At 70.6% G+C, this 10,117-nt stretch carries 9 protein-coding genes; 3 read left to right on the top strand and 6 right to left on the bottom strand.

Annotated features, from left to right (window positions below):
• The 6 genes from U9980_RS01715 to mraZ all read right to left on the bottom strand — a co-directional run.
• A partial coding sequence (locus U9980_RS01715; RefSeq protein ID WP_322766390.1) for a UDP-N-acetylmuramoyl-tripeptide--D-alanyl-D-alanine ligase occupies positions 1 to 1,359 on the bottom strand: 1,359 nt, incomplete at its 3' end.
• Positions 1,356 to 2,951 (bottom strand): UDP-N-acetylmuramoyl-L-alanyl-D-glutamate--2,6-diaminopimelate ligase, encoded by a 1,596-nt coding sequence (locus U9980_RS01720; RefSeq protein WP_322766391.1) that lies wholly within the window; start codon positions 2,949 to 2,951, stop codon positions 1,356 to 1,358. The genes U9980_RS01720 and U9980_RS01715, both read right to left, overlap by 4 nt.
• A gap of 42 nt (positions 2,952 to 2,993) precedes the next feature.
• Entirely contained in the window at positions 2,994 to 5,156 is a 2,163-nt protein-coding gene (locus U9980_RS01725; protein ID WP_322766392.1) for a penicillin-binding protein 2, read from the bottom strand.
• The gene (locus U9980_RS01730; RefSeq protein WP_322766393.1) at positions 5,153 to 5,545 is read right to left on the bottom strand and encodes a hypothetical protein; all 393 of its coding nucleotides are present in this window, start codon (positions 5,543 to 5,545) and stop codon (positions 5,153 to 5,155) included. The genes U9980_RS01725 and U9980_RS01730 overlap by 4 nt, the downstream gene beginning before the upstream one ends.
• 103 nt (positions 5,546 to 5,648) lie before the next feature.
• Positions 5,649 to 6,764: a 16S rRNA (cytosine(1402)-N(4))-methyltransferase RsmH gene (gene rsmH, locus U9980_RS01735; RefSeq protein ID WP_416210113.1), complete on the bottom strand. Its 1,116-nt coding sequence runs from the start codon at positions 6,762 to 6,764 to the stop codon at positions 5,649 to 5,651.
• Positions 6,765 to 7,063: 299 nt separating this feature from the next.
• Positions 7,064 to 7,495, bottom strand: a complete 432-nt coding sequence (mraZ, locus tag U9980_RS01740) for a division/cell wall cluster transcriptional repressor MraZ (RefSeq protein ID WP_322749566.1) — start codon at positions 7,493 to 7,495, stop codon at positions 7,064 to 7,066.
• Between the two features lie 436 nt (positions 7,496 to 7,931).
• Here mraZ and U9980_RS01745 point away from each other — a divergent pair, with 436 nt between their 5' ends.
• The 3 genes from U9980_RS01745 to U9980_RS01755 form a co-directional block, all read left to right on the top strand.
• Entirely contained in the window at positions 7,932 to 8,936 is a 1,005-nt protein-coding gene (locus U9980_RS01745) for a MoxR family ATPase (protein WP_322749575.1), read from the top strand.
• 6 nt (positions 8,937 to 8,942) lie between these two features.
• On the top strand, positions 8,943 to 9,488 hold the full coding sequence (locus U9980_RS01750; RefSeq protein ID WP_322766394.1) for a hypothetical protein: 546 nt from the start codon (positions 8,943 to 8,945) through the stop codon (positions 9,486 to 9,488).
• On the top strand, positions 9,442 to 10,117 hold a 676-nt coding region (locus U9980_RS01755), incomplete at its 3' end, for a DUF58 domain-containing protein (RefSeq protein WP_322766395.1). The genes U9980_RS01750 and U9980_RS01755, both read left to right, overlap by 47 nt.

Genomic DNA, 10,117 nt, shown 5'->3' on the forward strand with positions numbered 1-10,117 from the left:
CAGCTCAGCGACGACCCGCTCGAGGCCGAACGCGCGGGACGCCTTCACCAGCACCACGTCACCCGGCGCCACCCGCTCCCGCAACAGCCCACCCGCCGCCTCGACGTCGGCGACCCAGACAGACTCTCCTGACCACGAACCCTCCAGTGACGCCCCGAGGTGTATCCGGCGAGCGTGTGCCCCCACCACGACCAGACGCGGCACACCGAGGCGGACCACCAGCCGACCGAGGGCGTCATGCTCGTCGTCCGCGGCCGCGCCCAGCTCCCCCATCCCCCCGAGCACGGCCCAGGCCCGCCGGCCGCGGCTCATCTCGACCAGGGCCTTCAGGGCCGCCCGCATCGACTCCGGGTTGGCGTTGTAAGTGTCGTTGACGACCGTGACACCGTTGCCGGTGACGGTGACCTCCATCCGCCACCGGCTGCGGGCCCGGGACCGGGACAACGCGGCCGCGGCGCGCTCCGGCGAGAGCCCCAGACGGATCGCGACCGCCGCAGCGGCCAGCGCGTTCGCGACGTAATGCGCACCGACGAGATTCAACGCGACAGGATGGCGTTCACCGGCGGTGAGCAGGTCGAACCGTGCACACCCGTTGTCGTCGACGCTGACGCGCCCCGCCCGTACATCGGCCCGCGCGCTCTCGCCGAACGTGATGACCTCGCCGCGGGCCTGGGCCGCCATCGCCGCGACCAGCGGGTCGTCGATGTTCAGGACAGCGGCGGTGGACGCGGCCGCGGCAAGCTCCCCCTTGGCCCGGGCGATACCGGCACGCCCGTCGGCGTACTGGCCGACGTGCGCCGACCCGACGTTCAGGACGACGCCGACCTCAGGCCGGGCCAGTTCGCACAGTGCGGCGACATGGCCGAGGCCGCGGGCGCCCATCTCCAGCGCGACGAACCTGGTGGTGGGCTCCAGGCTCAGCAGGGTCAACGGCAGGCCGATCTCGTTGTTGAACGAACCGGGCGCGGCGACCGTGGGCCCGAGTTCACCCAGCAGATCGGCGAGAAGGTCCTTGGTGGTGGTCTTGCCCGACGATCCGGTCACGGCGACCACCGTTGCCGACGAGCGGTCGCGCACCTCGGCGGCGAGCGCAGCGAGCGCGACCGTGGGGTCGGTGACCACGACCGCCGGTACGCCGACCGGCCGTGCCGCCAGCACCGCGGTGGCGCCGGCCCGGACCGCGTCCGCGGCGAAGTCGTGGCCGTCGACCCTGGCACCGACCACGGCGACGAACAACGCGCCGGGACCGACCTGGCGTGAGTCGACCACAACGCCGGTGATCGGTGCGGCCGGGTCGGGCACGGCATCGAGCCGACCACCGACAACGGCCGCGACGTCGCGCAGGCAGAGCGCTATCACCTGTGGACGCCCCTCCCGCCGGGGCTCTGTCGCGATCCCGTGCCGGCATCGGCGCCGCTGCCGGCAGCGGCAAGCGCGGCCCGCAGCACGTCCCGATCGTCGAAGGGCGTCACCGTGCCATCACGCTCCTGTCCGGTCTCGTGTCCTTTGCCGGCCACGACGACCGCGTCCGCGGACCCGGCCAGGCTCACCGCGAGACGGATCGCCGCGGCCCGGTCGACCTCCACCAGTACCTCGCCACGGGCGCCGGCGGGCGCTGTCGTCGCACCGGCACACATCTGAGCAATGATCACTTCCGGGTCCTCCGACCGGGGATTGTCACTGGTGAAGATCGTGACGTCGGCGCCGCTGACCGCAGCCGCTCCCATCAGCGGGCGCTTGCCACGATCACGGTCGCCACCACAGCCAAGGACAATGATCACGCGTCCGCCGACCAGCGGTCGCACGGTTGCCAGCAGCGTCTCCACCGCGTCCGGGGTGTGGGCGTAGTCGACGAGACCGACGAACGGCTGGCCGGCGTCGATCCGCTCCATCCTGCCCGGGACGCCGGGCAGGCTCGCGAGCCCGGCGGCGGCGGTGTCGACCCCCACCCCGGTGGCGACGAGCAGCGCCAGCGCCACCAGGGCGTTGCTGACGTTGAAGGCACCGGGCAGCGCGATGCGCACCTCGACGTCCACGCCATCTGGACCGTGCGCACGGAACGTGCTTCCCGCTGGACCGCCGCTGACGTCGATCGCGCGCCACCGGGCGTCGGCATTGCGACCACAGGTCACCGCAGCCGGGACACCGGCCGCGAGCCTGCGCCCCCAGGAGGTGTCGGTGTCGATGACGGACACCCCGGTCCGTCCGGGAGCGAACAGTGCGGCCTTTGTCGCGAAGTAAGCCTCCATGGACGGGTGGAAGTCAAGATGGTCCTGGCTGAGGTTGGTGAAGGCCGCACCCGCGAACCGGATCCCACCGACCCGGTGCAGGGCGATGGCGTGGCTGGAGACCTCCATCGCCGCCGCCGTCACGCCGTGTTCAACCATGACCGCGAGCAGCCCCTGCAGGTCGGTCGCCTCCGGGGTGGTGCGCACCGACGGGACCGCGGCCCCGGCCACCAGCGTCGATACGGTGCCGAGCAACCCGGTCGTGTGGCCGGCGGCACGCAGCCCCGCCTCCAGCAGGTATGCCACGGTTGTCTTGCCGTTGGTTCCGGTGACGCCCAGCAGCGTCAGGGACCGGGACGGATCGCCGTAGACCCAGGACGCGACCGTTCCCAGCGCCGCACGCGGGTCGGCGCAGACGAGCACGGGTACCCGCGCGCTCCCGGCCGCAAGCCCGGCGATGCGGTCGGCACCGACCGGGTCGGTGAGCACAGCCGCGGCACCGGCCGCGAGCGCCTGCTCGACGAAGGCGGCACCGTGCACCCGGGCACCCGGCAGCGCCGCGTAGAGGTCGCCGGGCCGCACAGCGCGCGAGTCGTGGGTGATGCCGCGGACGAACACCCCCTCGGGCGGGCCGCCGGCCAGCATGAGATCGGCGCATCGGGACGTCAGGTCGGTGAGTGCCCGCGCCGACGGGGCAACCGGACGCAACACCGGTGAGGTCACGTCGACGACCCTAGTATCCAGCCGTCCCAGGCCCGCGACCGGTCAACGCCTGGCATCACGGTCGAGGACGAACCTGGGTGCCGTCGTGCCAGGCGGGGGCACTGCGAGCGTCGCCAGAGCGAAGGTCATCACCTTCTGGAACACCGGCGCGGCGACCGTCCCGCCGAAATGGCCGTCCCGGGGGTTGTCGAGCACCACCTCGACGACCACCCTGGGCTGGTCTGCTGGCGCGAAGCCCACGAACGAGGCGACATAGCCGTTGTAGTGCCCGGCCGGGCCGGGCCGCTGGGCTGTTCCGGTCTTGCCCGCCACCCGGTAACCGTTGATAGCCGCCAGCGGTGCGGTCCCCGAGTCGGTGGCCACCGCTTCCAACATCTGCGCGACGGTCGTGGCGGTACTCGCGCTGATCACCCGGGTGCCGGGGTCCCGGGGCATGGTGTGCACGACCCCGTCCGGTGAGGTGGTGCTGTCCACCAGGCGGGGCGAGACCCGGACCCCGCCGTTGGCGATCGTCGCGTAGACCGACGCCATCTGGAGCGCGGTCGCGGACATTCCCTGTCCGTAGGGGATCGTGGCCGCCTGTTGGGGGTCCCAGGCCGACGACGCCTTGAGGATGCCCGCGCTCTCGCCCGGGAACCGCAGGCCCGTCCTGGACCCGAGCCCGAAGGCGCGCAGCGCGGTCTCCAGGTTGGCCGAACCGAGCCTGCTCGCGATCTGGATCGTCCCGAGATTGCTGGACCGGGCCAACACCCCGGCCGCGGTGAGGTGCTCGACGCCGTGCACTTCCGCGTCGGTGAAGGTCTGGCCCGCGATGCGCATGCTCGACGGCACGGTCACCGGCGTCTCCGGCGTGATCAGACCGCGGTCTATCGCCGCGGCCATAGTGATCACCTTGTTGACGCTGCCGGGCTCGTAGGCGTCCTGGGTGGCACGGTTCTTCAGCGCCGAGGGATCAGCGCTGCCGAGCTTGTTCGGGTCGTAGTCAGGCGCATCGGCCATCGCCAGGATGTCTCCGCTGCCCGGGACCATGACCACGACGGTTCCGCCGTCAGCCTGGGTAGCGCGCACCGCTTCGGCGAGCGCAGCCTGCGCGGCCCACTGGATGTCGCGGTCAAGGGTGAGCCGCACGCTCGAACCCGGCACCGGATCGGACTCCCGGCTTGCCGCGGACGGGATGGGCCGACCCGCCGGATCCATCTCGACGCGGCGCGACCCGTCGATCCCACGCAGCACCCGGTCATATGCACCTTCGATGCCGCCTCCGCCCGTGAGGACGTCATTGTCACCAACCGTGGTGAAGCCCACGATATTGGATGCGAGGGAGCCGGCCGGGTAGAGCCGACGACGCTCCTCCAGGACACCGACGCCGGCCAGCTGGAGTCTGGTCACCGCCGTACCCACGGCCGGGTCGAGCCCACGGGCGAGGTAGACGAAGCGTCCACTGCTCTTGAGCCTGGCCAGCAGGGTGTCCGCGGGCACCGCCAGGATGGGCGCGAGCACATTCGCGACGGCACGAGGGTCGGTGACGTTATGCGGGTCCGCATACACCGAGCGCGCGTCGACGTCCCGCGCCAGAATCGCGCCACCGCGATCGGTGATGACACCACGGGCCGCGGGCAGTGCCGCGGTGTGCAGCCGCCCCTGCTCGGCGCGGGTGGCGTAGACGGACGCCTGGAACGCCTGCAGCTGGGTCAGACGGCCGGCGAGAACGATCAACAGCGAACAGAGGATGACGACCGCGGTCCGCAGCCGTCGGCGCGGGTTACCCAGCCGCATCGGCGGGCGGGCTGGGCGGGCCGGGCGGGTCCGCGGTCGTGGCCGGCGAGCTCCGGCGTCGCGGGCCCGAAGCGGACGCGCGCCCGACGTACGCACCCGGTTGCCGCCCCCCCGGGGAGCCGGGCGGTCAGGGCGGCCGGGGCGCGCATCCCACCCACCGCCCGGCCGGCTACCGGCCGGGCGGTAACCGGCCGGGCGATAGCCGGCCGGGTCATATGCATAGCCGGAACCGTCGTCCCACCCGGACCCGTCGTCCTGGTCACCGTCCGAATCGCGATGGCGGTAGCCGTCGGGATCGGCGTAGCCGTCAGTGAAGCCGGTCTCCTCGCCCTGCGCCCACTGGTCGTCGGCCACCCGCTGGCCACGGTCGGAAACCAGCCGTAGTCGCGATCGACCGCGCCAGGACGACGGGTTGAGGGTTGAGGTCACCGGCCACTTCCGGCGGGCCTGGTGCCCACCGGGACACCTCCGACCGCACCCGCGCCGGCGACCGGCGCTCGCCCGCTGGGCACCAGGATGGTGACCACGCCGGATGACGGATCCGTGTCGATCACACGGGCGCCCGGTGGTAGCACGGTTCCGGGCGGCAGGTAGGCGGGAATACCGCCATAGGCCATCCCGAGATCGGTCGCCCTGGCGGCGAGGTTCGCCGGGTCGGACAGCCGGTCGAGGCGCAGCGAGAGCGTCTGCTCCTCGTCGGACAGCACCGCCGAGGACTTCTGCAGCTTGTGGACCAGGAACGCGTTCTGCGCGAGCGCCGTGTTGATCAGCAACAGGCACATCAGACCGGCACCCATGAGCAGCAGTAACAGGGTCACGAACGGTGCGCGCGGCGTGTGTCCGCGAGGTGTCGGTCGGGTGACCGAAAGGGGTGACGGCGCCGACGCCCAGCGCGGTGGGTGTGAGCGCCGCAACGGACGGTCAGGAGCAGACGCGACTCCGACCCGGCCGCCCAGGGAGGGAATAGGGATGGCGGTGTCGCCGAATGCCGTGGCCGAGGAGGCCCGGACGCTGGCACGCGCCGACGCGCGGCCGACGTCCACCACCGGGCGCGTGGGCCTGCGCCGGCGCGGCAGCGGGGGTGCGGGGGCGGTCATGCCGCGCCACGGCTGGTCCGCTCGACCCGCGCAGCTTCGCCGCGGCGGCTCTCGGATTGGCCGCGACCTCGTCCGGCGACGGCACCTCGCCGCCGCGGGTGAGCCACCGCATCGTCGGGACGGCTTCCGGGGGGATCACCGGCAGGTCGGGCGGCACATCGAGCCGCACCCGGGCCGCCAGCGCCCGCTTGACCATGCGGTCCTCCAGCGAATGGTAGGCAAGCACGACCAGCCTCCCCCCAACGGCGAGCGCGTCGAGGGCCGCCGGCAGGGCCTGCGCGAGCGCCGCGAGCTCACCGTTGACCTCGATCCTCAATGCCTGGAACGTGCGCTTTGCCGGATTTCCGCCGGTACGGCGGGTCGCCGCCGGAATGGCCCGTCGAACAAGATCGACAAGTCGGGCTGAGGATGTGAACGGTTCGCGGGCACGCTCAGCGACCACGGCTGAGGCAATCCGCCGGGCAAACCGTTCCTCTCCGTAGTCACGCAGGACCCGAGCAAGTTCGTCGACACCGTAGGTGTTGAGGACATCCGCCGCGGTAGAACCCCTGGTCGGGTCCATCCGCATGTCCAGTGGGGCGTCCCGGGAATAGCTGAATCCCCGCTCGTCGGAGTCGAGCTGCAGTGAGGACACGCCGAGGTCGAACAACACGCCGTGCACCTGTGTGAGGCCGAGTGTGTCAAGAACCGCCGGCAACTGGTCGTACACCGCGTGTACAAGAGTGACCCGGTCGCCTTCGGCCGCAAGCCGGGCGCGGCTTTCTCCCAGCGCCTGCGGGTCACGGTCAAGACCGACCAGGTGAACATCGGGACAGGTGGCGAGTAACGCGCTCGCATGACCCGCGAGTCCCACGGTGGCATCGACCACCACCGCCCCGGGTGCACCCAACGCCGGTGCCAGCAGGGCGACAACACGGTCGGAGAGGACCGGGGTGTGTATGGCGTCCACCTCGACCTCCTCGAACTGTTCGTGGACCTCGCGGCGGACGTTTCGCCACGACAATGGCAAGCCGCGACGGGTGAAGGTGTGAAGAACAAAGATGTAAATCACACATCTGTTGGACGACTTGCCTGGTCCCGGGTTGTCCACATCACATCCCGTTCCCGAAAGTGCGGCATGTGCCCAGGTCCCGCCCCGCTCGCATCACCGGACACCGGGGAAGTGACGTCCGGTGCAGAGCGGGGGGAGACCTCGGCGCACGCCGGCGCCCCGTCCTCAGGTGTCTCCACCTCTAGCCTCTAGATGACGCCGGGCAACACCTCCTCGGAAAGCGCCGCGAAGGTCTCCTCCTGGCCGGCGAGATAGGTGTCCCAACGGGAGGCGTCCCAGATCTCCACCCGGGTGTTCGCACCGTTCACCACGCAGTCGCGGGTCAGCTCCGCGTAGGCCCGGAGCGCGGGCGGGATGGTGATCCTGCCCTGCCGGTCGGGAACGTCGTCCGACGCGGAGGAAAAGAAGACACGGCTGTAATCCCGCAGCGCCTTTGCTGTAACAGGCGCGGTCCGCAGCGAGTCGCTGATCCGGGTGAACTCAACCATGGGGAACACGTAGAGGCATCGCTCCTGCCCCTTGGTAATCACAAGCCCCCCTTCCAGCTCCTCACGAAACTTCGCCGGCAGCGTGAGCCGGCCTTTGTCGTCGAGCCGTGGCGTGTGGCTGCCGAGGAACATCGGCGCCCTCCTCGCCCGTGCCCGGGAGGTTCAGGGCCATCCAGTCCCGCTCTGGTTGGCCTGCGAGTGCGCCTGTCCCCCACTGCGCGCCACTGTACCCCACTCTCCCCCACCGGGAAGCCCTCCGACACTCCGGACACACACCCCTCGAAGCCCACAACCACCGAGGCATATGGATCATCGATGCGACGTCAATGTGTCCTTTGACCAAACATGACAAAAACGCCTGCAAGTAACAGTCGTGGCAGCTACGATCCAATGCCGCCGCGAATCAGTACGCTTTCCGGACATCGGTGGGCAGATGATTCTCGACGCGTGAAGGCCATCGCCCGCCTTGGTGTCACACTCGTGGAGGGTCCGCCGGGCCCACCGTGCCGATCTGACGACGGCTGACCTGAGGACGGAGGCTGACGTGACGGTGACGGAGCCCGGCGTCATGCACTGGCGCGAGCCGGGGACCGAGCTGCACCACCTGGCGGATGTCGCGACGCGAGTGACTCAGGCCGTCGGGACCGTCATCGACGGTAAGCCCGAGGTGATCAGGATCTCACTGATCGTCCTGCTCGCCGGCGGCCACCTGCTGATCGAGGACGTACCCGGCGTGGGAAAGACGATGCTCGCCAAGGCCCTCGCGCGCTCCATCGACGCTCGTGTCCGCCGCATCCAGTTCACACCGGACCTGCTACCCAGCGACGTCACCGGGGTGAGCGTCTACAACCAGGACACCAGGGACTTCGAGTTCCGCCCCGGGCCGGTGTTCGCCAACATCGTCGTCGGCGACGAGATCAACCGGGCTGCCCCCAAGGCACAGTCGGCACTCCTGGAATGCATGGAGGAACACCAGGTCACCATCGACGGTGTCACCTATCACCTGGAGCCACCGTTCATGGTCATAGCGACGCAGAACCCGATCGAGATGGAAGGCACCCATCCACTACCGGAAGCGCAGCGCGATCGTTTCGCCGCGCGGGTGTCGATGGGCTACCCATCGCCCGAGGCCGAGCTAGCCATGATCGACAGCCACGGGACCACCGAACCCCTGGACGGGATCAGTCCCGCCACCGACGCAGGCGAGATCGCCAAGCTGATTTCCCTGGTGCGCGCCATCCATGTGTCCGATGACGTACGCCGCTACATCGTCGACCTCGTGGCCGCCACCCGCCGGCATCCCGAACTCGCCCTGGGCGCATCCCCCCGTGCGACCCTGCACCTCGTGCGGACCGCCCGGGCCCGGGCCGCCCTTGACGGCCGCGCCTTCGTCCTACCCGACGACGTCCAGGCCATGGCTGCGCCGGTGCTCGCACACCGGCTGCTGGTGAACCCCGACATCGCGATGTCGAGCACGTCCATGACCGACATCACCTCCCGGATCATTGCGGACATCGTCGCGCGTGTCCCCATCCCACGCCATGGGGCACGTCCGCCGCACCGCGGCCGTTGAATTCCCGTGCTCGACTTTCTGGCGGCGATACGCGGGCTGACCATCCGCGGGCTCTGCTTCGTGGCCACCGGACTGGCCTGCTGCGCACTGGCCGCCACGGTCGGCGAGGAGGACCTGCTCCGCGTCGGCGTTCTGCTGGTGGCGCTGCCGGTGTGCGCGGCGGCGTTCGTGTGCAAGACCCGCTACCGGCTCGCGTGCCACCGCCTTCTCATGCCCGCCCGGGTGGCCGTGGGCGGTGCCGTGTCGGTCGGCATCCGGATCGACAACATGAGTGGACGTCCCTCCTCGGTCCTGCTGGTCGATGACGAGGTTCCAGACCCTCTCGGCTTCCGGGCCCGGTTCGTGCTCGACCGGGTGGAGGCGGGTGGCGCCCGGTACTTCACCTACCAGCTTCGTCCCCAGCTGCGCGGCCGCCACGATGATCGGTCCGATGGCGATCCGGATCACGGATCCCTTCGGGCTCTGCGAGCTCGCGCGCACGTTCCGCAGCCGCGACGAGCTGATCGTGACCCCGCCGGTGGAGGTCCTGCCCCGGACCCGTCCCGGCGGTAATGGCACGATCAACACCCACCGTCACCGGCATGTGTCGACTGCTGGTGCGGACGACTTCTCCACCCGTGCGTATCAGCCCGGCGACGACCTTCGGCGGGTTCACTGGCGGACCAGCGCCCGCACCGGCGCCCTGATGGTGCGCCAGGAAGAGGGCTTCCGCCCGAGCAGCGCGACCCTGTTCCTCGACACCCGCTCCGATGCCTGGGCCGATCGGGGCCCCGTGTCCCCGTTCGAATGGGCGGTCGGCGCGGCCGCCTCGATCGCAGTACACCTGACCGGGACGGGCCAGACGGTCCGGCTGCTGTGCGGCAACGCCACGACCCCGGCCGCGGCCAGGGGATCGCGCAACCCGACCACGCTGCTGGACACGCTCGCGGTCGTGGACACGACCGACACTCTTTCGATCCACGGCGCGCGCAGCCGTCTGCAGGCCGCTGACAACGCGATAGTGGTCGCGATCATCGGGCAGACCGATCCGGCGCAGGCCGCTGTCCTGGCCCGGGCACGCCCACGCGACGCCACCGCGATCGCTGTGCTGGTCGACGTGGCGACCTGGGGCGCGGACGCCTCAGCCGGCGGGAAGGAAACCCTGCAGGCGCACCGGGCGATCTTCCAGCGTCACGGCTGGA

The organism is Protofrankia sp. Cr1, assembly GCF_963555865.1.
In the GTDB taxonomy this organism is placed as follows: domain Bacteria; phylum Actinomycetota; class Actinomycetes; order Frankiales; family Frankiaceae; genus Protofrankia.